This window comes from Streptomyces sp. 184 (assembly GCF_045781775.1).
Classification (GTDB): Bacteria; Actinomycetota; Actinomycetes; order Streptomycetales; family Streptomycetaceae; genus Streptomyces.
Genome location: NZ_CP123230.1, coordinates 1,989,677 through 2,012,017 on the forward strand (window position 1 = coordinate 1,989,677; position 22,341 = coordinate 2,012,017).

Here is a 22,341-nt window from a genome sequence, read left to right on the forward strand (position 1 = left end):
GCCGGCTCCCCTCGGGGAGACCGGCCCGCGGCATGTCCGGACCCGGCCCCGCACCGCCGTAGGGGACGCGGCCGGGGCCCCGGCCCGCGGGCTCAGAAGGTCTGGAGCGTCACCAGCACGATCCTGCGCGCCTCGCCGTCGCCCTCGGTCTCGATCCGGACCCGCTGCCCCGGCCTGAGCAGCCGCAGACCGCCCGCGGCGAACGCCGCGCCGTCGAAGGGCAGCGGCGTGCCGTCGTCGAGGAGCACGCTGCCGCTGCCGGTCTGCGGGTCGTACGTGAACGCTGTGGCCTGCATGCGCGGCAGGTTACCGGCCGGCGCCCGGCCGCACACTCCTCAGCCGCACATGCCGTCGCCCGCCGCCCGCGCCCCGGGGCGCGCCGCGCGGACCGGGCCGGCTCGCCGTCCCGCTCGCGGAGCTCCCGGTCGCGGACCTCCCGGTCGCGGACCTCTTTGCCGTACGCCGCCAGCCGGGCCAGCGCCGCCGCCGTGTGCCGCCCCACCCCCAGCGCCACCGCCGCCCGCAGGTCCGCGCCCGTATCGACGTCCTGGCGCACCGAGTCCACCCCGCGCAGCCCGATCTCCCGCGCCCCCGACGCCAGGTGCCGTGCCCGCGACGCGACGCCGAACCCCGGCGCCAGCGCCACCCCCGCGGGCGCCGCGAGCAGCGTCGTGCCCACCCCCGGGGCGTCGGCCAGGAACGCCCGCCCGCCGCCCGCCGCGTCGAGCACCCGGGCCAGCTCCGCCGGGCGCAGCGCCGGCAGATCGGCGTTCAGCGCCGCGACGGCGGCGCCGGGCTCCGCCGCCCGGACCCGCTGCTCCCCGTGCGCCAGCGCCGCGTTCAGGCCGGCCCGCGGGGCGTCCGGTACGACCCGCGCCCCCGCCGCCGCCAGCCGCTCCGCGGCCTCGGCGTCGTCCGTGACGACGGTGACGGAGCGCACCGCCGTGCAGTCGAGCACCGCGCCCACCGTGTCGAGCGCGAACGCCAGCGCCAGCCGGCCCCGTCCCGGTTCGCCCGCTGCCGGGCCCAGCCGGGACTTCGCCAGCGCCAAGGGCTTCAGCGGCACCACGACATGCCAGAGCCGCCGGTCCGGCCGGCCGGGGAGTTCCGTCTGCGCAGGTGCCATACGTTTCGTCATCGTCGTTACGCTCATTGTCGCCTGCCCGCGCTCCGTCCGGCGGGGCGGGCCGGTCACATGGGCGTACGGTGTTCTCGACAGACGTGAGACCCGGGGCGAGACTGTTTCGGCCACGAAACGCGCACCGAGGGAAATCCGGGAAGGTGAAAAGGACCGTGTCACGGCGGAGGATCGGCTTCTGGTACCGGCTGGTCGCGGCCATCTGCAAGCCGCCGCTGCGGCTGCTCGTCAAGCGGGACTGGCGTGGCGCGGAGCACATACCGGCCGACGGCGGATTCCTCACCGCCGTCAACCACAACTCGTATCTCGACCCGTTCTTCTATGCCCACTTCCAGTACAACACCGGCCGTGTGCCGCGGTTCCTGGCGAAGGACGGACTGTTCAAGAAGGGCGTCGTCGGCACGGTGATGCGCGGCACCGGGCAGATTCCCGTCTACCGCGAGTCGACCGACGCCTCCAAAGCATTCCGGGCCGCGGTCAAAGCCGTCGGGGACGGCGAGTGCGTCGCGTTCTATCCCGAGGGGACGCTCACCCGCGACCCGGAGCTGTGGCCGATGAGGGGCAAGACCGGCGTCGCCCGCGTCGCGCTCGTCACCAGGGCGCCCGTCGTTCCCGTCGCCCACTGGGGCGCCAACGAGGTACTGCCGCCGTACGGCAAGCCCCGGCTCCTGCCCCGCAAGACCTTCCACCTGCTCGCCGGGCCGCCGGTCGACCTGTCGGAGTTCTACGACCGGGAGCCGACCCCGCAGGTGCTCGCGGAGGTCACCGAGGTCATCATGGACGCCGTCACCCGCCTGCTGGAGGAGCTGCGCGGCGAGCAGGCGCCCGCCGAGCGCTTCGACCCGAAGTCCGTACGCGCCGAACAGCGCCGCCGCTCCGCGAAACGTAAGGAGAACTCGTGACGCGCTGCGCCGTCTTCGGCACCGGGTCGTGGGGCACGGCCTTCTCGATGGTGCTGGCCGACGCCGGCTGCCGGGTGACGATGTGGGGCCGCAGGGCCGCGCTCGTCGACACCCTCAACGCCACCCACGAGAACCCCGACTACCTCCCGGGCGTACGCCTCCCCGACGCCGTCACCGCGACCGCCGACCCTGCCGAGGCCGCCCGGGACGCGGAGTTCACCGTCCTCGCCGTGCCGGCGCAGACGCTCCGCGGCAACCTGGAGCGCTGGGCCCCGCTGCTCGACGCGGGCACCGTGCTCGTCAGCCTGATGAAGGGCGTCGAGCTGGGCACCACCAGGCGCATGAGCGAGGTCATCGAGGAGGTCGTCGCCAAGGAGGGCGCCGGCGCGGCCGGCGTCCGCGGCCGGGTCGCCGTGCTCACCGGCCCCAACCTCGCCCGCGAGATCGCCGCCCGGCAGCCCGCCGCCGCCGTGGTCGCCTGCGCGGACGAGGCGGTGGCCCGCCGGCTCCAGACCGCCTGCCACACCCCGTACTTCCGCCCGTACACCAACACCGACGTCGTCGGCTGCGAACTCGGCGGCGCCGTCAAGAACGTCATCGGGCTGGCGGTCGGCATCGCCGACGGCATGGGCCTCGGCGACAACGCCAAGGCGTCGCTCATCACCCGCGGCCTCGCCGAGACCGCCCGCCTCGGCAGCGTGCTCGGCGCCGACCCGCGCACCTTCGCGGGCCTGGCCGGCATGGGCGACCTGGTGGCCACCTGCTCCTCGCCGCTGTCGCGCAACCACACCTTCGGCACCAACCTCGGCCGCGGCATGACGCTCGCCGAGACCATCGCCGCCACCAAGCAGACCGCCGAGGGCGTCAAGTCCTGTGAGTCGGTGCTCGATCTGGCCCGCCGGCACGCCGTCGACATGCCGATCACCGAGACCGTGGTGAGCATCGTGCACGACGGGAAGCCGCCGCTCGTGGCGCTGAAGGAACTGATGTCGCGCAGCGCCAAGGCGGAGGGACACTGACGTTCCCCGGCGCAGCGGGTAATGTGCGAGCGATGAGCAGCGAGCACTCCTACGAAAGCCAGGGCCGCAAGCCGCGCGTCGCCGTCGTTTTCGGCGGGCGCAGCTCCGAGCACGGCATCTCCGTGGTCACCGCGGGCGCCGTGATGGGCGCCATCGACCGGGACAAGTACGAGGTGCTGCCCATCGGCATCACCGCCGACGGCCGCTGGGCGCTCACCGCGGACGACCCCGCGCGGATGGCCATCGCCGACCGCCAGGTGCCGCGCGTGGAGGAACTGGTCGACGAGGAGGCGGAGGACGGCGCCGTCGTCCTCTCCGCCGACCCGGCCAGCCGCGAGGTCGTCTACGCCGAGCCCGGGCAGGTGCCCAAGGCGCTCGGCGAGGTCGACGTCGTCTTCCCGATGCTGCACGGCCCGTACGGCGAGGACGGCACGCTCCAGGGCATGCTCGACCTGTCCGGCGTGCCGTACGTGGGCTCCGGGGTGCTGGCCTCCGCGGTCGGCATGGACAAGGAGTACATGAAGCGGGTCTTCACCTCCTACGGGCTGCCGGTCGGCCCGTACACCGTGGTCCGGCCGCGCGAGTGGACCGCGGGCGCCCCCGGGCAGGAGGGCGCGGCGGCCCGCAAGAAGATCGTGGACTTCGCCGCCGACCACGGCTGGCCGGTGTTCGTGAAGCCCGCGCGGGCGGGTTCGTCCATCGGCATCACGAAGGTCGCCGAACTCGGCGCGCTGGAGGACGCGATCGCCGAGGCGCGCCGACACGACCCGAAGATCATCGTGGAGGCGGCGGTCAGCGGGCGCGAGATCGAGTGCGGCGTGCTGGAGTTCGAGGACGGGCCGCGGGCCAGCGTGCCCGCCGAGATCCCGCCGACGACCAGCCACGACTTCTACGACTTCGAGGCCAAGTACATCGACTCCGCCGACGGGATCGTGCCGGCGCCGCTGAGCGCGGAGGAGACCGCCGAGGTGCAGCGGCTCGCGGTCGCGGCGTTCGAGGCGTGCTCCTGCGAAGGGCTCGTACGGGCGGACTTCTTCCGCACCGACGACGGCCCGTTCGTGATCAACGAGATCAACACGATGCCCGGCTTCACGCCCATCTCGATGTACCCGCGGATGTGGCAGGAGAGCGGCGTGAGCTACCCCGAGCTGGTCGACCTGCTCATCCAGGCGGCGCTGCGCCGCTCGACGGGTCTGCGCTAGCGGCCCGTACGCGCCCCTGCCGGGCCGCCGGGCGTCAGAGCGTGCCCGGGACGGACGTGTCGACCGCCTCCGCCAGGTCCGTCAGCGCGTTCACCTCGGGCGCGTACGAGCCGGGCACGGTGACCTCCACGAACGCCCCGCGCTGCGTGGTGGTGAAGCGGGCGCCGTCGTCGAGGTCCTCGTACAGCCAGTCGACGCCGTTCACGCTCACCGCGTCCGCGGTGGGGTTGTAGTGTTCACTCCCGGGCGTGAGCACCTCCGGCCTGGGCACGCCGCAGCGCAGCTCGACGGCCGGGTCACCCCATCCGGCGGTCAGCTCCGAGACCGGATCGGTCTCGCGGCGCTCCTGGCCGTCGACGGTGCCGGGCAGCCGGTCGGCGAGCTTGCGGCAGTGGTCCACGGCCTTCCCCTGCGGGGTCGGCACGGCCACCTGCGGCGCGCCGCCGTCGCCCCCGGAACAGGCGAGCGGGGCGGCGAGCAGCAGGAGCGCGGCGGGCAGGCGGAGAGCGGAGCGGAATGGCCGGGTGGGGCGGAAGTGCAGGGTGGGGCCGTCGGTCCGTGCGCTGCGGTGCGCGGCGCCGGGGCGCCGGGTGGTGCGGTCGGGCCCGGACGGTGTGCTCGGCATGGTCACCGGCCGAGCATACGGGGGGCTCAGAGATGAACGACCGGGCAGGTCAGGGTGCGGGTGATGCCCGAAACCTGCTGGACTCGGGCGACCACGAGACGGCCGAGTTCATCGACGGTGTCGGCCTGGGCGCGCACGATCACGTCGTACGGCCCGGTGACGTCCTCGGCCTGGATCACTCCGGGGATCTTCGCGATGACTTCGGCGACGGACGACGCCTTGCCGACCTCCGTCTGGATCAGGATGTAAGCCTGTACCACGGAACCTCCAGGGGCGGCTTCGAGGATCATGGGGGGAGAGACGCAACCGTATCGCGTAGTCAGCCCGCCGCGGGAGGGTCGGGACCGGCCATGACGGGCGAGACGGCGGGCGTCGGGTTGACGGAAGGAGCGATCCGATGAGGGGCCACGGGCAGGGGCAGGGCACCGTGGGGGAGCTGGGTGAGTTCGGGCTCATCCGGGAGCTGACCTCCCGGCTGACCACGACGCCTGCGGTACGGATCGGGCCCGGCGACGACGCCGCGGTGATCAGCGCCCCCGACCGCCGGGTCGTGGCCAGCACCGACGTGCTGATCGAGGGCCGGCACTTCCGCCGCGACTGGTCGACGGCGTACGACGTGGGCCGCAAGTCCGCCGCCCAGAACCTCGCCGACATCGCCGCCATGGGCGCCGTCCCCACCGCCCTCCTCCTCGGCCTCGTCGTCCCCGCCGACCTCCTCGTCACCTGGCCCGCCGAGCTGATGGACGGGCTGCGCGACGAGTGCCAGGTCGCCGGCGCCGCCGTCGTCGGCGGCGATGTCGTACGGGGCGACGCCATCACCCTCGCGATCACCGCCCTCGGCGACATGCAGGGCCACGAGCCGGTCACCCGCGCCGGCGCCCGCCCCGGCGACGTGGTGGCGGTGACGGGCTGGCTCGGCTGGTCCGCGGCCGGCCACGCCGTCCTGGCCCGCGGCTTCCGCTCGCCCCGCGCCTTCGTCGAGGCCCACCGCCGCCCCGAACCGCCGTACCAGGCGGGCCCGGCGGCCGCGGGCCTCGGCGCCACGTCGATGACCGACGTCAGCGACGGGCTGCTGGCCGACCTCGGGCACGTCGCGGCGGCGGGGAAGGTGCGTATCGACATCCGCACCGCGGCCCTCGACGTGCCCGGGCAGATGGCGGACATCGGCAAGGCGGTGGGCGTGGACCCGCTCCAGTGGGTGCTGACGGGCGGCGAGGACCACGCGATCGTGGCGACGTTCCCGCCGCAGGTGAAGCTGCCGGCGCGGTGGCGGGTCGTGGGCGAGGTGCAGGCGCCGTCGGCCGCGGCGCAGGTGACCGTGGACGGCGAGCCGTGGCGGGGCGCGGCGGGCTGGGACCACTTCGGTGGGTGAGCCCGGGGGCTTCGCGGCCGAGAGGGCCGCGCCGCCGCGGGTGCTGACCGTCGCCGGCTCCGACTCCGGTGGCGGCGCGGGCATCCAGGCCGACCTGAAGACGATGCTCGCGCTCGGCGTGCACGGCATGAGCGTGGTCACCGCGGTGACCGCGCAGAACTCCCGCGGGGTGCAGGGCAGTTGGGAGCTTCCGGTGGCGGCGGTGCGCGGCCAGTTCCGCAGCGTCGTCGACGACATCGGGGTCCAGGCCGTGAAGACCGGCATGCTCGCCGGCGCCGGGACGGTGGCCGCGGTCGCGGAGCTGCTGGCGGAGACGGCCGCGCCGGTCGTGGTCGACCCGGTGGGCGTCTCCTCCCACGGCGACCGGCTGCTGGCGGCCGAGGCGCTGGACGCGGTACGGACGCGGCTGCTGCCGGCGGCGACCGTGGTGACCCCGAACCTGCACGAGGTGGCGTGGCTGACGGGGATCCGGGTGGCCGCCGAGGCGGACATGCCGCGGGCGGCGGCGGCGCTGCTGGCGTACGGGCCGCGGTGGGTGCTGGTCAAGGGGGGCCATCTGCCGGCGGACGGCGGCGGTCACGCCGCGGATGCCCCGGGTGGCGTGCATGCCGCGGGTGGCGTGCATGCCGCGGGGGCTGCGGATGCCGTTGACGCCGTGGACCTGCTGACGGACGGCGCCGAGGAGCACTGGCTGCGCGCGCCCCGGCTCCCCGTGCGGCACACCCACGGCACGGGCTGCACGCTGGCGAGCGCCGTCGCCGCGTATCTGGCGCGGGGACGGCGGGTACCGGAGGCGGTGGCGGCGGCGAAGGAGTACGTCACCGGGGCGATCGCCGGCGGGTTCCCGCTGGGTCGGGGGACGGGGCCGGTCGACCACGGGTGGCGGTGGCGGCCGGAGCCGGGCCGGGCCTGACCGGCCGCCGGAAACGCAAGAGAGCCGACCCACCTGCGGTGGACCGGCTCGCTGTGCGTGGGCGGCTGCGCTGGGTCAGCGCGAGACCTTGCCCGCCTTGATGCACGAGGTGCAGGCGTTGAGGCGCTTCGGCGTCCCTCCGACCACGGCGCGCACCCGCTGGATGTTGGGGTTCCAGCGGCGGCGGGTGCGGCGGTGCGAGTGGGAGATGCTGTTGCCGAAGCCCGGCCCCTTGCCACAGACGTCGCAGTTGGCAGCCACGGGTCACTCCAAGCTTCTGATGCACGTACGGACGGATCCCGGCAGCACGCCCTTCTCCCTGAAGGAGCAGGTCGGCCGTGCCGGGGAAGGAAGGCCCGGTACAGGACCGGGCAACCCGAGCAGCATACTACGGCGCTTCCCGGCGGAGGAAATCGCCGGTCCAGCGGCTACGCTGCCGCTACACCGTACCCGGCCTTGCCGTCGTCCGTTCCGAGGGGGTTGTGCAGGTGCTCGACGCCGAGTCCGTGCGGGCCTGGTGCGTCCTGGCCCTGGAGGCGCTGGGCCGCGGCCGGGAGGAGATCGACGCCGTCAACGTCTTCCCGGTCGCCGACGGCGACACCGGGACGAACCTGTATCTGACGGTGGAGTCGGCGGCGCAGGCGGTGGACGCGGTCTACGGGGCGTTCACGGCGGAGGGCGCGGGCGGCGGCGGCGCGGGGCCGGCGGTGGCGGACGTGCTGCGGGGGATGGCGCACGGCGCGCTGATCGGGGCGCGGGGCAACTCGGGGACGATCCTGGCGGAGTTGCTGCGCGGGCTGACGGGCGCGGTGGCGGCGGCCGGTCCGGGTGCCGGTTCGGGTGCCGGTGCTGCTTCCGACGCCGGGGACGGTGCGCTGCTGGCCGTCGCGTTGCGGCGGGGCGCGGACGCGGCGCGGGCGGCGGTCGAGCACCCGGTCGAGGGCACGATGCTGACGGTCGCCGACGCCGCCGCCGCGGCGGCCGAAGGGACCGGCGCGAGCGGCGCGGCGCGGGTGGCGCGGGCCGCGTACGACGGCGCCCGGGAGGCGCTGGCCGCGACGACCGGGCAGTTGGACGTACTGCGCCGGGCGGGCGTCGTGGACGCCGGCGGCCTGGGTCTGGTGGCGGTGCTGGGTACGCTCGCCGACGCCCTGAGCGGCGCCGCCCGCCCCACGGAGCTGGGCCCCGAAGGACCGGCGGGCCGCGGCCCGGGGAGCCGCAGGACGCCCGCCCGCCACGACGACGGCGCCTGCGCGGCGCCGGAGGCGGGCGGGGGCGGGCCCGCGTACGAGGTGATCTACCTGCTGGAGGCCGACGACGCCGCCGTCGCCAGGCTCCGGCCCCGGCTCGACGGACTCGGCGACTCCCTCGTCGTCGGCGGCGGCGACGGGCTGTGGCGGGTGCACGTGCACGTCGACGACGCCGGCGCCGCCGTCGAGGCGGGCGTCGAGGCGGGGCGCCCGTACCGCATCCAGATCACCCACCTCCCGGCCGGCGCCGCCGCCGACGCGCCCCCGCGCGGGGCCGACGGCGGCGGCGAGCGCGCGGGCCGGGCGGTCGTCGCCGTCGTGCCCGGCGACGGGCTGGCGGCACTGTGCACCCGGGCGGGTGCGGGAGTGGTGACCGTACGCGAGGGAGAGCCGCCCGCGAGCGGGGAGTTGGCGGAGGCGATGCGGCGCACGGGCGCGCACGAGGTCGTCCTGCTGCCGAACGACGCGGAGTTGCGGCACACCGCCGCCGTGGCCGTGGCGGAGGCGCGGGCCTCCGGCGTGCGCGCGGCCCTCGTCCCCACACGCGCGGCGGTGCAGGGGCTGGCGGCGCTGGCGGTGCACGACCCGGGGCGGCGGTTCGACGAGGACGTCGTCTCGATGACGGCCGCGGCCGGCGCCACCCGGCACGCGGAGCTGGCGGTCGCGGAGCAGGAGGCGTGGACGACGGCGGGCATCTGCCGCCCGGGCGACGTGCTCGGGGTGGTGGAGGGCGACGTGGCGGTGGTCGGCGGCGACCTGGCGGAGACCGCGGAGGCGGTGCTCGACCGGATGCTGGCGGGCGGCGGCGAGTTGGTGACGCTGGTGCTGGGCCCCGACCTGCCGCCGGGCTTCGGCGCCCGGCTGGAGGCGCACGTACGGGGCGGGCACCTGGCGGTGGACACGGTGGTCTACGAGGGCGGCAGCCAGTCGGCGCCGCTGCTGATCGGGGTGGAGTAGCGCGCGGCCCGGGCGCCCGGCCGGAGGGTTGGGGGTGGCCGGGCGGGCGCGCCGGGGCGGTCAGCGGGTGACGTAGTCCAGGAGTGCCTGGGCCTCGCCGTGGCGGGACTCCGCGGTCTCGCTGTCCGCGTCGCCGTCCCCGTACGCCGCCAGCACCGCGCGGGCGCGCTGCGCCGCCGCCTCGGGGCGGCCGAGGTCGGCCTCCAGCCAGGCGGCGAGGAGTTGGGCGCCGGTCTGCTCGTCGAGGAAGTCGGGGCCCAGCTCGGCGAAGCCGGCCACGGCGCGTACGACGTAGGCCAGCCCCTCCTCGTACGCGGCGCGGGCGGTGCCGGCGGCGGCCTCGTCGGGGTCGTGCGGGGTGCCGTCGCAGGAGGCGGCGATCAGGTCGCCGGTCTGCCGGTGGGTGGCGGCGAGTTCGGCGCCCAGCACCTCGCGGGCACCGCCGTGGGCCGGGGTCCCGCCGTCCGCGGGCGGCGCCGCGGCCGTCGCGCCGGCGGTGCCCCCGTCCCGTAGCGGATCGTCCGCCGCGGCCGGTGCCGCCGCGTCCGCGGCCGGGCCCGGCTGAGCGCCGTCCGTACCCGCCAGGGCCGCCGTCAGCTCCCGTTCCGCCTCCGCCATCAGCGCCCGCCCCGCCGCCGGTCCCGCCAGGCCCGGCCGTATCGCCAGCCAGGCGCGGGCCCTGAGCGTGCGGATCAGCGCCGGGACGTCGCCCAGCTCCCGCCACAGCGCGCCCGCGCGCTCGTAGGCGCGGTCGGCCTGGGCGTCGAGGTCCGCCGCGCTCAGCGACTGCGCGGCCAGCGTCGCCAGCACGGCGTGGTCGCGGGCGCCGCCGTCGTCCCAGCCCGCGGCGATCTCCGCGGCCAGCACGTACTGCTCCGCCGCCTGCGTGTGCTCCCCGAGGCGCCCCATGGCGTCGCCCAGCCACCAGCGGGTCTGCACGACGGGCCCCTCGCCGTGCCGCTCCGCGGTCAGGTCCGCGAGGGTGTCCTCCAGCACCGCCGCCGCTTCCGCGGACCGGCCGAGGCGGAGCAGGGCGCCGCCGAGGTGGTGGCGGGCCCAGGCGCCCATGCCGCCGGAGTCGCCGGCCTCGTCGGCCCAGAGGGCGGCTTCGAGCAGGTGCTCGGCGCCTTCCGCGTCGCGGCCGGTGTTGCAGAGGATGTCGGCGAGCTGGAGGTGCAGGCTCGCCTGCCCGGCGGGGCGGGCGTACGCGGCGCTGTGCTCCAGGGCGCCGCGTACGGCGTGCTCCGCGGTCTCGCGGTCGCCGAGCCGGGAGGCGACGCCGGCCAGCGCGGCCCGGGCCTGCACCCCGTACCACGCCACGCCGGCGGCGTCGTAGCCGTCGGCGGCCTGCCCGTACAGCGCGGCGGCCCGCTCCATCTCGCCGCTGCGGGCGGCGAGTTCGGCCCGGAGTTCGTGCGCCTCGGCGATCCGGCCCGCGACGCGCGGATCGTCCGCGTACGGCGCGGCGAAGGCCAGCACCGCGGTCAGCGCCTCGGCGGCGGTACGGGGGCCCGCGTCGGCCGGGGCCGCCGCGTCGTCGCCGTGCATGCTGAGGACCCGGGCCCGGCAGAGCAGCGCCGCCGCCGTCTGGGCGGCGGTGGCGCGGCCCCCGGCGTGCAGCGCCAGCGCGCGGTCGCAGGGCTCCGCGACCGCCGCCAGGGCCTCTTCCGTACGGCCGTCGAGCGCGAGGGCGAACGCCGCGCGGGCGCGCGAGGTGGCCGCCTGGCCAGGGTCGTCCGCGGCCTCGAACAGCTCGGCCGCCGTCCGGAACAGGGCCGCGGCCTCGCCGGTCGCGGTGTCCGGGTCCATGGCGCGGTGCGCGGCGGCCTCCGCGCGGTCGCGTACGTGCAGTTCGGTGCCCGCCTCCGCCGCCGCGCGCGCGGCGTCCGCCCAGGCCCGTACCGCGCCGGGATGGCGGGCCCGGGTCCGCTCCCGGGCCGTGTCGAGCAGCTCGGCCACCCCGGGCCGTCCCGCCGGCGAACCGGCCGCCGCCCCCGCCGCCGGACCGGCCGCGGGACCGACGCCGGCCGCGCCGCCGCCCCGCCGCGCCGGCCGGCCGACGCGCAGCCCCAGCGGGAGCCGCTGCGCCAGCGGCGCCCGGCCCATCCGCTCGCGTACGCCGTCCGACACCGCCGCCGTGCCGTTGCGCGCGTCGAAGCGGCCCGCCAGCTCCAGCGCCTCCCGCTCCGCGTACGCCCCCAGCTCCGCGACCGTCCACTCCCGGTCCGCACTCCCGGCACCCGGCGGGCCCACCACCCGCTCCGCGCCGAGCCCCAGCGCCGCCAGCCGCCGCGTCAGCAGCGTCGTCACCGCCAGGTACGCCATCAGGCTGGAGGGCTCGCCCCGGTCCGCCAGATACGCCGGCCGCTCCGCCAGCAGCTCAAGTCCCCGCGCCTCGTTGCCCGTCAGCGCGCAGAACTCCACGTGCCGCGCGAACGCGAACCGCATGCTCTCCATCCGCCGCACCATCCGGTGCCCGCGCAGGTGGTTGGCCCGCGCCTCGTCCACGCGGCCCAGCCGCAGCAGCGGCAGCAGCGACTCCGCGAGCGTGGCGTGCGGCTCGTGCGCGCAGGTGTGCACGCCGTCGAGCACCGGCCGCCACAGCTCCAGGGCCGCGGCGTCGTCGCCGTGGCCGGCCTCCCAGCTTCCCTGGCCGCGCAGTTCGCAGGCGCGGCAGTCGCTCGTCGTGTCGCGCTCCGCGGCGCGCCAGGCGGCGTACGCGCGGGCGGCGCGCGCGTCATCGCCGACGTGCTCGGCGATGTAATACTCCGCCTGCCGCACGGCGCGTTCGCTGTGGCCCGCCAGGCGGTATCGGCGCTCCATCTCGGCGAGCCACTTCTCCATCGCCGCCAGCGGGATGTGCGGCTGGTCGGTCATCCCGGAGGAGACCCACTTGAACATCCAGAACAGGCGGTGGGTGTCCTCCTCGTCGAAATCCCCGGGGCGCTCGTCCCACATGCGCAGCAGCCGCGCGAAGGGGACGAACATCTTGTCCTGCTCGGAGCTGAAGTTGTACGTCTGGAGGAGGTGGATCAGGCCCTCCACGACGAACGCCGCCCGGCCCGTCTGCTCCGCCTCGGCGAGCAGCCGCTCCGCGCCAGCGTTGCGGCCGGGACCCTCGGGCTCCTGCGCGTTGTCCTGCATCGCCTGGCGGAAGGCGATCAGGTCGGCGGGCGGCCCGGCGGACGCGGGGGAGGGGGTGCCGGCGCTCACCGGCCGTCCTCCTCGCCGGCGCCGCGGTCGCCGCCGGCGGGATCCGCCGCGCCCGGTGGATCCGCAGCCCCCGGCGGGTCCGCAGCCCCCGGCGGGTGCGTCGCCCCCGGCGGGTGCGTCGCCCACTCCAGCAGCCCGGCGAACGCCCGGTTCAGCAGCGCCGAGTCGGCCGGCCGCAGCGGGCGCTGCGCCATCAGCAGCGCCTGCCCGTACAGCGCCTCGACCGCGCTGCCCACCAGCTCGGGGGTGCCCAGCGCGCTGACCCGGCGCACCAGCGGGCTGCGGTGGTTCAGGACGAGCCGGGCGCGCGGCGCACCGCCGCGCAGGCTGCCCAGGATGTCCGCCCACAGCTCGTCGGCCTGCTCCTCCTCGTCCGCGCGGGCCCGTTCGTGCCGGGCGGCGCGGTCGTCGAGATGGAGGGCGGGCACCGTCAGCGGGTGGAAGGCCCGTAGCACGACGTCGCAGGCGAGGGGGTCGAGGCGGGCGCGGGCGACGCCGAGGAAGCCGGACAGGGCCAGCTCCTCGGCCGGGTCGACGCCGTCCAGATGCGCGGTGACGGTGTCCGGGTCCAGCTCGGCGACCGCGGTCCCGGGCCGTACCCGAGGCAGCAGCTCGATCAGCTCCGCGTCGTAGGTGTAGCCGCCGTTGACGACGCCGATGCCCTGTGCGGAGGCGATCGGCGCGACCTGCCGGAACTCCTCCACGCTGCGGGTGAAGTGCACCACCGGGTGCCGCTGCGCGAACTCCGCCAGCGACAACTGCCCGTCGGTGGTCTCGAACGGCAGCCACGGCAGCATCGTGCGCAGCATCTCCTCGTCGTGCCGGGCGAGGGACTTCACGCCCAGGTGGTGCACGGAGAGGAACTGCGCCAGCCGGTCCGGGTCGCCGGTGGCCAGCGAGGTCAGCCAGTCGCGTACGGCGCCGCCGAGCGCCTCGCGGACGGCGACGAGCGTCTCGTCCTCGTACAGCGCCTCCCGCGAGGCGGTCGGGCGCAGGCTGTCGGTGTCGACGACGCAGCGGACGAAGAACGCCCAGTCGGGCAGCAGCCCTTCGGCGCGCGCGGTGAGCAGCATGCCCTTCAGATGCACGCGGTGCCCGGCGCGCTGGGCGGGGCTGACGGCGGACGGCAGCACGTACGCGACCCCGCGCACGCCCGCGAGCGGCACGTCCAGCTCGACGGCGTCCAGCGGCGTGAAGCCGAAGACGTCCCGGCAGTGGCCCGCGAGCGCCACCCGGCGCGCGGCCGGGCTCGGGTACGGGCGGTCCCAGACGGCGGGCAGCGCGGTGACCGGCGTCCCGTCGACGCGCACGTCGTACGGCAGGAGCGAGCCGAAGTCGCGGGCGAGGTCGGCGACGCGCGCCGGCCCGAACCACTCGGCGCAGCCGGGCCGCGGCGTCAGGTGCACGGTGGTGCCGGGCTCGGGATGCTCGGCCGGGGGGAGGGTCCGTACCGTGTACGAACCGTCGTCGGCGGCCGTCCACTCCACCGGCGGCGCCGCCGGCTCGCGGGCCGACCTGCTGACCACCCGGATCCGCTCGGCGACCAGGAAGCAGGCCAGCAGCCCGATGCCGAACTGGCCCAGGAACTCCGCCCGCGCCGACTCAAGCCCCCCGGCCCGCTTGGAGCTGCGGCCGATGGTGGCCAGCAGCTCGTGCACCTCGGCCTCGGTGAGCCCCACGCCGCTGTCCTCGACGCGCAGCCCGCCGTCCGTACCGCCCCGGTCCCCGGCCGCGTCGCCGGCGGCCGGCTCCGCGTACAGCCGGATGCGGTCCGGCGCGCCCGGATCGGCCGCGCGGCGCGCGGTGACCGCGTCGACGGCGTTCTGGAGCAGCTCGCGCAGATAGACCCGCGGACTGGAGTAGAGGTGGTGGGAGAGCAGGTCCACCAGGCCGCGCAGGTCGACCTGGAAGGTGTGGGACGAGGCGTGCGCAGCGTTCTCAGGTGTCATCACGGGAGCGCCGGCGGGGGGTGGAGGTGGCGGCGCGGGTCGGGCGATCCCGATCGGCGTCGGTGGTCGCGAAAGGGGAGTGCGAGGCGCACATCGTAGGACCGGGCGGGCTCCGGTTACCAGGGGTTTCCACGCTCTGTCGGCCCGATGGTGTGCAATGGACCGCGTGTCCGTGCTGGAAGAGCCCCTGAAGACGACCGTCGGCGACCGGACCGCCAAGGCCATGGCGGAGCACCTGGATCTGCACACCGTCGCAGACCTGCTGCACCACTACCCCCGGCGGTACGCCGAGCGCGGCGAGCTGACACGGCTGGCCGACCTGGAGGTCGACGAGCACGTCACGGTCGTCGCGCAGGTGGAGAAGGCCGCCATGCTCGGTACGGGCCGGGGGCGCCGCCTCGAAGTGGTCATCACCGACGGCAGCGGCCGGCTGACGCTCGTCTTCTTCGGACGCGGCGCATACCACCCGCAGAAGGAACTGCTGCCCGGCCGCCGCGCCCTCTTCGCCGGCAAGGTCACCGTCTTCAACCGCAAGCGGCAGCTCGCCCACCCCGACTACAAGCCGCTGTCCCCCGCGGGCGGCGACGCCGAGGCCGACGAGTGGGCCGGCAAGCTCCTCCCGCTCTACCCCGCGTGCCGGCAGCTCGCCTCCTGGCAGCTCCAGCAGGCCGTCGACACCGTGCTCGACGGCCTGGAGGCCACGGCCTGGGAGGGCGTCGCCGACCCGCTGCCCGAAGCGCTGCGGGCCGAGCGCGGGCTCGTACCGCTGCGCGAGGCACTGCTGAAGGTGCACCGGCCGAGGACCAAGGCCGACCTGTGGGCGGCGCGGGAGCGGCTGAAGTGGGACGAGGCGTTCGTCCTCCAGGTCGCCCTGGCCCGGCGGCGGCACGCCGACGGGCAGTTGCCCGCCGTGCCGCGCGTGGCACCTGCCGAGGGGCTGCTCGCGGACTTCGACGCCCGGCTGCCGTTCACCCTCACCGAGGGGCAGCAGCGGGTCTCCGCCGACATCTTCGCCGACCTGGCCACCGACCACCCCATGCACCGGCTGCTCCAGGGCGAGGTGGGCTCCGGCAAGACGCTCGTGGCGCTGCGCGCGATGCTCGCCGTGGTGGACGCCGGCGGGCAGGCGGCGATGCTCGCGCCGACCGAGGTGCTGGCGCAGCAGCACCACCGGTCGATCACCGAGATGATGGGCGAGCTGGCGGAGGCGGGCCTCCTGGGCGGCGCCGAGCACGGTACGAAGGTCGTGCTGCTCACCGGCTCCTCCGGCGCGGCGGCGCGCCGCGGGGCACTGCTCGACCTGGCCACCGGCGAGGCCGGGATCGTCGTCGGGACGCACGCGCTGATCGAGGACAAGGTGCAGTTCCACGACCTGGGCCTGGTCGTCGTCGACGAACAGCACCGCTTCGGCGTCGAGCAGCGGGACGCGCTGCGCGCGAAGGGCAACCGCGGGGACGACAAGCGCACCCCGCACCTGCTGGTCATGACCGCCACCCCCATCCCGCGCACGGTCGCGATGACGGTCTTCGGCGACCTGGAGACCTCCGTGCTCGACCAGCTTCCGGCCGGGCGTTCGCCGATCGCCAGCCACGTCGTGCCGGCGGCCGACAAGCCGCACTTCCTCTCCCGCGCCTGGGAGCGGGTGCGCGAGGAGGCCGAGGGCGGCCACCAGGCGTACGTGGTCTGCCCGCGCATCGGCGACTCCGCCGAGGAGGCGGAGACCAAGGGCGGCAAGGACGCGAAGGGCGCGAAGGGCGGCAAGGGCGCGAAGGGCGCGAAGGCGGCGCCCTCGCCGGAGGACGAGGCGGAGAAGCGGCCCCCGCTGGCGGTGCTGGACGTCGCCGCGCAGCTCTCCGCCGCCCCCGGGGCGCCGCTGGCCGGGCTGAAGGTCGAGGTGCTGCACGGGCGGATGCAGCCGGACGCCAAGGACGCCGTGATGCGCCGGTTCGCCGCCGGCGAGGTGGACGTGCTGGTCGCCACGACCGTCATCGAGGTCGGCGTCAACGTCCCCAACGCCACCGTCATGGTCATCATGGACGCCGACCGCTTCGGCGTCTCCCAGTTGCACCAGTTGCGCGGCCGGGTCGGCCGCGGGTCGGCCGCCGGGCTCTGTCTGCTGGTCAGCGAGATGCCGGAGGGCACGCCGGCGAGGACCCGGCTGGACGCGGTCGCCGCCACGCAGGACGGCTTCCGGCTCTCCCGTATCGACCTGGAGCAGCGCCGCGAGGGCGACGTGCTCGGGCAGGCGCAGTCCGGGGCCCGCTCCAGCCTGAAGATGCTCGCGGTCATCGACGACGAGGACGTCATCGCCGAGGCCCGGGACGCCGCCGCGGAGATCGTGGCGCAGGACCCGGAGCTGGCCGCGTACCCGGAGCTGCGCGGCGCGCTGGCGAGCCTGCTGGACGAGGAGCGGGAGCAGTTCCTCGACAAGGGCTGAGACGGGGCCCGCGGCAGGGGCGGCGGTACAGGCCCGAGGCACGGCTCGCGGCACGCGCCGGGGCAGGGCCGCGGCAAGGGCCGTGACCGCCCCGCCGCCCGCCCGCTCGCCACCGGCCGGCACCGCGGCTGTCACCCCGGAGGCATATCGTGGGATGGACCGCGCCCGTGAGGACAAGGACACCCAGCAGCCATGACCCGCGTGATCGCCGGAACCGCCGGCGGGCGGCGCCTGGCCGTGCCGCCCGGCACCCGCACCCGGCCCACGTCCGACCGCGCCCGCGAGGGTCTCTTCTCCACCTGGCAGACCCTGCTCGGCCCCCTCGACGGCCTGCGCGTCCTCGACCTGTACGGCGGCTCCGGCGCCGTCGGCCTGGAGGCGCTGTCCCGCGGCGCCGGGCACGCGCTGCTCGTCGAGGCCGACGCCCGCGCCGCCCGCGTCATCCGGCAGAACGTCCGCGCCCTCGGCCTGCCCGGCGCCGAGGTGCGCGCCGCCCGCGCGGAGCAGGTCGTCGCCGGGCCGCCGCCCCCGGACCCGTACGACGCGGTCTTCCTCGACCCGCCGTACGAGCTGAGCGACGCCGCGGTGGGCGAGATACTCGTCACACTCCGTGCCCACGACTGGCTGTCCCCGGGCGCGCTCGCCACCGTGGAGCGCAGCACGCGAGGCGGCGAATTCCCCTGGCCCGACGGCTTCGAAGGGCTGCGGGCCAGGCGCTACGGCGAAGGGACGCTCTGGTACGGTCGCGCCGCCTCACCCGCCCCCTGACCGCCCGTCCCGTCCCCGTCCCCGACTCTGGACCGTCACCGAAACCCTCATGACCCTCCCGACCGGAACCGAGAGCGAGGAACCTCCGTTGCGCCGCGCCGTCTGTCCGGGGTCCTTCGACCCCATCACCAACGGACATCTCGACATCATCGCCCGGGCCTCCAAGCTCTACGACGTCGTGCACGTCGCCGTGATGATCAACAAGTCGAAGAAAGGGCTGTTCACCGTCGAGGAGCGGATGGACCTCATCCGCCAGTGCACGGCGGAGTACGGCAACGTGGAGGTCGAGAGCTTCCACGGCCTCCTCGTGGACTACTGCAAGGAGCGCGACATCCCCGCCATCGTCAAAGGGCTGCGCGCCGTCAGCGACTTCGACTACGAACTCCAGATGGCCCAGATGAACATCGGCCTCTCGGGTGTGGAGACGCTCTTCGTCCCCACCAACCCGACCTACAGCTTCCTCTCCTCCAGCCTGGTCAAGGAGGTCGCCACCTGGGGCGGCGACGTATCGCATCTCGTGCCCCCGGTTGTCAACCGGGCACTTGACGAACGCCTCACCAACTCCTAGCCGGGCGCCGTAGAGTCTTCGTCCATGGACGTGCAGAGGAAGCTCGACGAGATCGCGGAGGCCCTCCAGGGCGCGCGGTCCATGCCCATGTCGGCGTCGTGCGTGGTCAACCGCGCCGATCTGCTCGGCATGCTGAACGAGGTGCGCGAGGCCCTGCCCGGGTCGCTCGCCCAGGCGCAGCAGTTGCTCGGCGGGCGCGAGCAACTCGTCGAGGAGGCACGCCGCGAGGCCGAGCAGATCCTCGACGAGGCGCAGAACCGGCGCAGCGCGCTGATCTCCGACACCGAGGTCGCCCGGCGCGCCCAGGCGGAGGCCGACCGGATCCTCGGCGAGGCCCGCCAGGAGGCCGAGCAGATCAGCGCCGAGGCCGACGACTACGTCGACAGCAAGCTCGCCAACTTCGAGGTCGTCCTCACCAAGACCATCGGCTCGGTCGACCGCGGCCGGGACAAGCTGCTGGGCCGCGCCCCCGGCTACGACGACCCGCAGGGCTTCGCCGTCGACGGCCAGGACCCCGCGGGCGAGGCACCGGAGCGCAGCGCCGACCCGCAGGAGCAGCGCAGGCGCGCGGACGACTACGTCGACGCGCAGTTCCAGGCGTTCCAGTCCGTGCTGACCAAGACCCTGGAGGCGGTCGGCCGCGGCCGGCAGAAGCTCCAGGGCGCCCGGCCCACGGACCAGCTCGGCGAGACCTTCGGGCAGCGGGGCCTGGGCCACTCCGGCACCGACGAGAGCTACCTCGCGGAGCTGGCCGAACTCGCCGACCCCCCGCAGCCCGGACCGGCGCACCACCCCGGCGCCCCCGGCCCCGCGGTCCCGCCGCCGCCCGCGCAGCAGCCCCCGCACGCCGCCCCCCAGCCCGCCGCCGCGGCGTACTACGACGGCGGCGCCGCCCAGGGCTACGCCCAGTCCGGCTACCCGCAGCCGGAGCAGCCGGACTACCCGCAGGACTACGGCCAGACCTACCAGCAGGGCTACGAGCAGCCCGACCCCGGCTACGGCTGGCCGCAGCAGGCCGGGCAGCCGGAGCAGACCGGGGCCGGTGCGTACCCGGAGCACGGCCAGCAGATGCCGTACGGCCAGAGCGAGGCGCACCTGCCGCAGCAGGGCGGCTACACCCCGGCACCCGCCGCGCTGGACGAGACGAGCCTCTTCGACACCAGCATGATCGACATGTCGCAGCTCCGGCAGTACGACGACCGCGGGCGCTGAGCCGCCGCGGGGCACCGGCCGGGGCCCGGCCGCCGAAGGACGCCCGGATTGGGTCCTGGGCGGGGTCTCAAGTATTCTGGACCCTCGCCGTATCGCGCCGCGCCCGTCCCTGCCCGTCATGCGCAGGGTGCACGAAAGCAGGAAAGCCCTGAAAGCCCATCCGGACCACCGAGCCCCTCTCGTGTTCGACACACGGGACCTGGGCCGTCGTCCCGGTACGCTCAAGCGGCTGTCCCGCACCGTGCCGGCGCCCAAGGACCTCGGCAACGAGGTGGTGGGCGTGCCCGAGGGCGACCCCGTCGAGCTGGAGCTTCGGCTCGAGTCGGTGATGGAGGGCGTGCTCGTCACGGGCACCGCCGAGGCGCGGGTGACGGGCGAGTGCGTAAGGTGTCTGGAGCCGCTCGGGCAGGAGCTTCGAGTGGACTTCCAGGAGATGTACTCCTACCCGGAGACCGACGCCAGGGGCCGCGTGGCCCGCGGCGGCGGCTTCGGAGCGGACGCCGAGGAGGCGGACGCGGAGGAGGGGACGCTGTACCTCGAGGACGACATGTTCGACCTCGAACCCGAGCTGCGCGACGCGGTGGTGCTCGCACTGCCGTTGCAGCCGGTGTGCCGGGAGGACTGCCCGGGCCTGTGCCCCGACTGCGGGGCGCGGCTCGCGGACGACCCGGACCACCGGCACGACGTCGTCGACGCCCGGTGGGCGGCGTTGCAGGGACTCGCCGAGACCGTCTCGGACGGCGAGAAAGACGACCCGAGCGGCGCTGTCGACGGCGCCGGCGAGAAGCAGGAGAAGTAGCCGTGGCCGTTCCGAAGCGGAAGATGTCGCGCAGCAACACGCGCCACCGCCGGTCGCAGTGGAAGGCTGCGGTCCCGCACCTGGTGGCATGCGAGCGCTGCCACGAGCCGAAGCAGCAGCACATCGCATGCCCGAACTGCGGCACGTACAACCGCCGCCAGGTCCTCGAGGTCTGAGCGACGGGGAGAAGGCTCATGTCAGATGCCACTACGCCGCGGAAGGCGCCGGCCGACACAGCCTCGTCCCCCAAGATCCTGGAAGGGCGGCTCGGGTACGAACTCGAGCCCGCCCTTCTGGTGCGCGCCCTGACCCACCGCTCGTTCGCGTACGAGAACGGCGGTCTGCCCACCAACGAGCGGCTTGAGTTCCTCGGGGACTCGGTGCTCGGCCTGGTGGTCACCGACACGCTGTTCCGGGGCCACCCCGACCTGCCCGAGGGCCAGTTGGCCAAGCTGCGGGCCGCGGTGGTCAACTCGCGGGCGCTCGCCGAGGTCAGCCGCGGGCTGGAGCTGGGGGCCTTCATCCGGCTCGGCCGGGGCGAGGAGGGCACGGGCGGCCGGGACAAGGCGTCGATCCTCGCGGACACGCTGGAGGCCGTCATCGGCGCGGTCTACCTGGACAAGGGACTGGAGGCGGCGTCGGAGCTGGTGCACCGGCTCTTCGACCCGCTGATCGAGAAGTCCTCGAACCTCGGGGCAGGGCTGGACTGGAAGACGTCGCTCCAGGAGCTGACGGCCGCCAGGGGACTGGGCGTGCCGGAGTACCTGGTCAGCGAGACCGGCCCGGACCACGAGAAGACCTTCACGGCTGCCGCCCGCGTCGGTGGTGTCACGTACGGCACCGGCACCGGCCGCAGCAAGAAGGAAGCGGAGCAGCAGGCGGCGGACACCGCGTGGCGCGCGATCAGCGCGGCGGCGGGCGGCGAGGCGGGCAAGGGCGCCGCGGGGAGCAACGGCTCCGCCGTCCCGGCGCCGGAGTCCGCGTCGGCCGGTACGTCCGCCTCCGCCGGTACGTCCGCGCCGGCCACCTCCGCGTCCGCGGCGCCGCCGGCGCCGTCCGCGACGGGCGGTACGGACGGGGACGCCGCCGCGGGCCCCGCCGGGGCGCCGCAGGCCGCCGACCGGTAGCGCCGCGATGCCGGAGCTGCCGGAGGTCGAGGTGGTGCGCCGCGGCCTGGCGAAGTGGGTCGCGGGACGGACGGTCGCGTCCGTCGAGGTGCTGCACCCCCGGGCCGTACGCCGGCACCCGGCGGGCGCCGCCGACTTCGCCGCCCGGCTGACGGGGCACCCGCTGGGGGAGCCGCGGCGCCGCGGCAAGTACCTGTGGCTGCCGCTGGCCGACGGCCCCGAGTCGGTGCTCGCGCACCTGGGCATGAGCGGCCAGTTGCTCGTGCAGCCCGAGGCGGCGCCCGACGAGAAGCACCTGCGGATCCGGGTCCGCTTCGCCGACGAGACGGCCACGGAGCTGCGCTTCGTCGACCAGCGCACGTTCGGCGGCCTCTCGCTGCACCCGGACGCGCCCGGGGGGCTGCCCGACGTCATCGCGCACATCGCCCGGGACCCGCTGGACCCGGCGTTCGACGACGCGGCGTTCCACGCGGCGCTGCGCGGCAGCCGGACCACCATCAAGCGGGCGCTGCTGAACCAGTCGCTGATCAGCGGGGTCGGCAACATCTACGCGGACGAGGCCCTGTGGCGCGCCCGTATCCACTACGAGCGCCCCACCGCCGGCTTCACCCGCCCCCGTACCGCCGAACTCCTCGGGCACGTCCGCGCGGTGCTCAGCGCCGCGCTCGACGTCGGCGGCACGAGCTTCGACAGCCTCTACGTGAACGTCAACGGCGAGTCCGGCTACTTCTCCCGCTCGCTGGACGCGTACGGCCGCGAGGACGAACCCTGCCGCCGCTGCGGCACCCCGATCCGCCGCCGCCCGTGGATGAACCGCTCCAGCTACTTCTGCCCGCGCTGCCAGCGTCCCCCGCGCCCCTGACACCGGCGCCGGCCGCGCCGGCGGCGGC

The 22,341-nt window shown here is 75.6% G+C and carries 20 protein-coding genes and 1 pseudogene; 14 read left to right on the forward strand and 7 right to left on the reverse strand.

Going from position 1 to position 22,341, the window contains the following annotated elements; genetic code table 11:
- Window positions 1-92: 92 nt before the first annotated feature.
- On the reverse strand, window positions 93-296 hold the full coding sequence (locus QBL21_RS08635; RefSeq protein ID WP_407561425.1) for a hypothetical protein: 204 nt from the start codon (window positions 294-296) through the stop codon (window positions 93-95).
- 176 nt (window positions 297-472) lie between these two features.
- Window positions 473-1,126: pseudogene (gene cofC / locus QBL21_RS08640) on the reverse strand (2-phospho-L-lactate guanylyltransferase); the annotation flags it as partial.
- Between the two features lie 167 nt (window positions 1,127-1,293).
- On the opposite strand from cofC, the gene QBL21_RS08645 reads away from it, so the two are divergent.
- From QBL21_RS08645 to QBL21_RS08655, 3 genes are read left to right on the forward strand one after another with little or no spacing between them, the layout of a single operon-like run.
- Window positions 1,294-2,040, forward strand: a complete 747-nt coding sequence (locus tag QBL21_RS08645) for a lysophospholipid acyltransferase family protein (RefSeq protein WP_407561426.1) — start codon at window positions 1,294-1,296, stop codon at window positions 2,038-2,040.
- Window positions 2,037-3,059 (forward strand): NAD(P)H-dependent glycerol-3-phosphate dehydrogenase, encoded by a 1,023-nt coding sequence (locus QBL21_RS08650; protein WP_407561427.1) that lies wholly within the window; start codon window positions 2,037-2,039, stop codon window positions 3,057-3,059. The genes QBL21_RS08645 and QBL21_RS08650 overlap by 4 nt, the downstream gene beginning before the upstream one ends.
- 32 nt (window positions 3,060-3,091) lie before the next feature.
- Complete coding sequence (locus QBL21_RS08655; protein ID WP_407561428.1) at window positions 3,092-4,261, forward strand: D-alanine--D-alanine ligase family protein; 1,170 nt, start codon at window positions 3,092-3,094, stop codon at window positions 4,259-4,261.
- 34 nt (window positions 4,262-4,295) lie between these two features.
- On the opposite strand, the gene QBL21_RS08660 is transcribed toward QBL21_RS08655, so the two are convergent.
- Together QBL21_RS08660 and QBL21_RS08665 are read right to left on the reverse strand one after the other, a co-directional pair.
- Entirely contained in the window at window positions 4,296-4,886 is a 591-nt protein-coding gene (locus QBL21_RS08660) for a DUF3515 domain-containing protein (protein WP_407566351.1), read from the reverse strand.
- Between the two features lie 26 nt (window positions 4,887-4,912).
- A complete protein-coding gene (locus QBL21_RS08665; protein ID WP_407566352.1) occupies window positions 4,913-5,146 on the reverse strand; it encodes an Lrp/AsnC family transcriptional regulator in 234 nt (77 codons plus the stop codon).
- A gap of 137 nt (window positions 5,147-5,283) precedes the next feature.
- Here QBL21_RS08665 and QBL21_RS08670 point away from each other — a divergent pair, with 137 nt between their 5' ends.
- Both QBL21_RS08670 and thiD read left to right on the forward strand, forming a co-directional pair.
- Window positions 5,284-6,258, forward strand: coding sequence for a thiamine-phosphate kinase (locus QBL21_RS08670; RefSeq protein ID WP_407561429.1), 975 nt, complete (start codon window positions 5,284-5,286; stop codon window positions 6,256-6,258).
- Window positions 6,251-7,171 (forward strand): bifunctional hydroxymethylpyrimidine kinase/phosphomethylpyrimidine kinase, encoded by a 921-nt coding sequence (gene thiD / locus QBL21_RS08675; RefSeq protein ID WP_407561430.1) that lies wholly within the window; start codon window positions 6,251-6,253, stop codon window positions 7,169-7,171. The genes QBL21_RS08670 and thiD overlap by 8 nt, the downstream gene beginning before the upstream one ends.
- 75 nt (window positions 7,172-7,246) lie before the next feature.
- On the opposite strand, the gene rpmB is transcribed toward thiD, so the two are convergent.
- Entirely contained in the window at window positions 7,247-7,432 is a 186-nt protein-coding gene (gene rpmB / locus QBL21_RS08680; RefSeq protein WP_180929172.1) for a 50S ribosomal protein L28, read from the reverse strand.
- A gap of 221 nt (window positions 7,433-7,653) precedes the next feature.
- On the opposite strand from rpmB, the gene QBL21_RS08685 reads away from it, so the two are divergent.
- Window positions 7,654-9,378, forward strand: coding sequence for a DAK2 domain-containing protein (locus QBL21_RS08685; RefSeq protein ID WP_407561431.1), 1,725 nt, complete (start codon window positions 7,654-7,656; stop codon window positions 9,376-9,378).
- A gap of 60 nt (window positions 9,379-9,438) precedes the next feature.
- On the opposite strand, the gene QBL21_RS08690 is transcribed toward QBL21_RS08685, so the two are convergent.
- Together QBL21_RS08690 and QBL21_RS08695 are read right to left on the reverse strand one after the other, a co-directional pair.
- A complete protein-coding gene (locus QBL21_RS08690; RefSeq protein WP_407561432.1) occupies window positions 9,439-12,591 on the reverse strand; it encodes a tetratricopeptide repeat protein in 3,153 nt (1,050 codons plus the stop codon).
- On the reverse strand, window positions 12,588-14,540 hold the full coding sequence (locus QBL21_RS08695; RefSeq protein WP_407561433.1) for an HSP90 family protein: 1,953 nt from the start codon (window positions 14,538-14,540) through the stop codon (window positions 12,588-12,590). The genes QBL21_RS08690 and QBL21_RS08695 overlap by 4 nt, the downstream gene beginning before the upstream one ends.
- A gap of 157 nt (window positions 14,541-14,697) precedes the next feature.
- Between QBL21_RS08695 and recG the strand changes: the two genes are divergently transcribed.
- The 8 genes from recG to mutM all read left to right on the forward strand — a co-directional run bounded on the left by recG (window position 14,698) and on the right by mutM (window position 22,313).
- Window positions 14,698-16,977 carry an ATP-dependent DNA helicase RecG gene (recG, locus tag QBL21_RS08700; protein WP_407561435.1) on the forward strand — a complete coding sequence of 760 codons (2,280 nt, stop codon included), beginning with the start codon at window positions 14,698-14,700 and terminating at the stop codon, window positions 16,975-16,977.
- Window positions 16,978-17,169: 192 nt separating this feature from the next.
- The gene (rsmD, locus tag QBL21_RS08705; RefSeq protein WP_407561436.1) at window positions 17,170-17,745 is read left to right on the forward strand and encodes a 16S rRNA (guanine(966)-N(2))-methyltransferase RsmD; all 576 of its coding nucleotides are present in this window, start codon (window positions 17,170-17,172) and stop codon (window positions 17,743-17,745) included.
- 88 nt (window positions 17,746-17,833) lie between these two features.
- Window positions 17,834-18,313: a pantetheine-phosphate adenylyltransferase gene (coaD, locus tag QBL21_RS08710; RefSeq protein WP_407566353.1), complete on the forward strand. Its 480-nt coding sequence runs from the start codon at window positions 17,834-17,836 to the stop codon at window positions 18,311-18,313.
- A gap of 24 nt (window positions 18,314-18,337) precedes the next feature.
- Window positions 18,338-19,525 (forward strand): ATP synthase F0 subunit B, encoded by a 1,188-nt coding sequence (locus QBL21_RS08715; protein ID WP_407561437.1) that lies wholly within the window; start codon window positions 18,338-18,340, stop codon window positions 19,523-19,525.
- Window positions 19,526-19,643: 118 nt separating this feature from the next.
- A complete protein-coding gene (locus QBL21_RS08720) occupies window positions 19,644-20,324 on the forward strand; it encodes a YceD family protein (RefSeq protein WP_407561438.1) in 681 nt (226 codons plus the stop codon).
- A gap of 2 nt (window positions 20,325-20,326) precedes the next feature.
- The gene (gene rpmF, locus QBL21_RS08725) at window positions 20,327-20,500 is read left to right on the forward strand and encodes a 50S ribosomal protein L32 (RefSeq protein WP_018844671.1); all 174 of its coding nucleotides are present in this window, start codon (window positions 20,327-20,329) and stop codon (window positions 20,498-20,500) included.
- Between the two features lie 18 nt (window positions 20,501-20,518).
- Entirely contained in the window at window positions 20,519-21,451 is a 933-nt protein-coding gene (rnc, locus tag QBL21_RS08730) for a ribonuclease III (protein WP_407561441.1), read from the forward strand.
- Between the two features lie 7 nt (window positions 21,452-21,458).
- Window positions 21,459-22,313 carry a bifunctional DNA-formamidopyrimidine glycosylase/DNA-(apurinic or apyrimidinic site) lyase gene (mutM, locus tag QBL21_RS08735; RefSeq protein ID WP_407561443.1) on the forward strand — a complete coding sequence of 285 codons (855 nt, stop codon included), beginning with the start codon at window positions 21,459-21,461 and terminating at the stop codon, window positions 22,311-22,313.
- The last annotated feature ends 28 nt before the right edge of the window (window positions 22,314-22,341 follow it).

What these genes read in the sequence shown, in the direction of transcription:
- mutM (WP_407561443.1), top strand. Translation starts at nt 21,459, where the DNA reads ATGCCGGAGCTGCCGGAGGTCGAGGTGGTGCGCCGCGGCCTGGCGAAG.
- QBL21_RS08720 (WP_407561438.1), top strand. Translation starts at nt 19,644, where the DNA reads ATGCGCAGGGTGCACGAAAGCAGGAAAGCCCTGAAAGCCCATCCGGAC.
- QBL21_RS08635 (WP_407561425.1), bottom strand. Translation starts at nt 296, where the DNA reads ATGCAGGCCACAGCGTTCACGTACGACCCGCAGACCGGCAGCGGCAGC.
- rsmD (WP_407561436.1), top strand. Translation starts at nt 17,170, where the DNA reads ATGACCCGCGTGATCGCCGGAACCGCCGGCGGGCGGCGCCTGGCCGTG.
- QBL21_RS08655 (WP_407561428.1), top strand. Translation starts at nt 3,092, where the DNA reads ATGAGCAGCGAGCACTCCTACGAAAGCCAGGGCCGCAAGCCGCGCGTC.
- QBL21_RS08670 (WP_407561429.1), top strand. Translation starts at nt 5,284, where the DNA reads ATGAGGGGCCACGGGCAGGGGCAGGGCACCGTGGGGGAGCTGGGTGAG.
- QBL21_RS08660 (WP_407566351.1), bottom strand. Translation starts at nt 4,886, where the DNA reads ATGCCGAGCACACCGTCCGGGCCCGACCGCACCACCCGGCGCCCCGGC.
- recG (WP_407561435.1), top strand. Translation starts at nt 14,698, where the DNA reads ATGGACCGCGTGTCCGTGCTGGAAGAGCCCCTGAAGACGACCGTCGGC.
- QBL21_RS08715 (WP_407561437.1), top strand. Translation starts at nt 18,338, where the DNA reads ATGGACGTGCAGAGGAAGCTCGACGAGATCGCGGAGGCCCTCCAGGGC.
- QBL21_RS08695 (WP_407561433.1), bottom strand. Translation starts at nt 14,540, where the DNA reads ATGACACCTGAGAACGCTGCGCACGCCTCGTCCCACACCTTCCAGGTC.
- rnc (WP_407561441.1), top strand. Translation starts at nt 20,519, where the DNA reads ATGTCAGATGCCACTACGCCGCGGAAGGCGCCGGCCGACACAGCCTCG.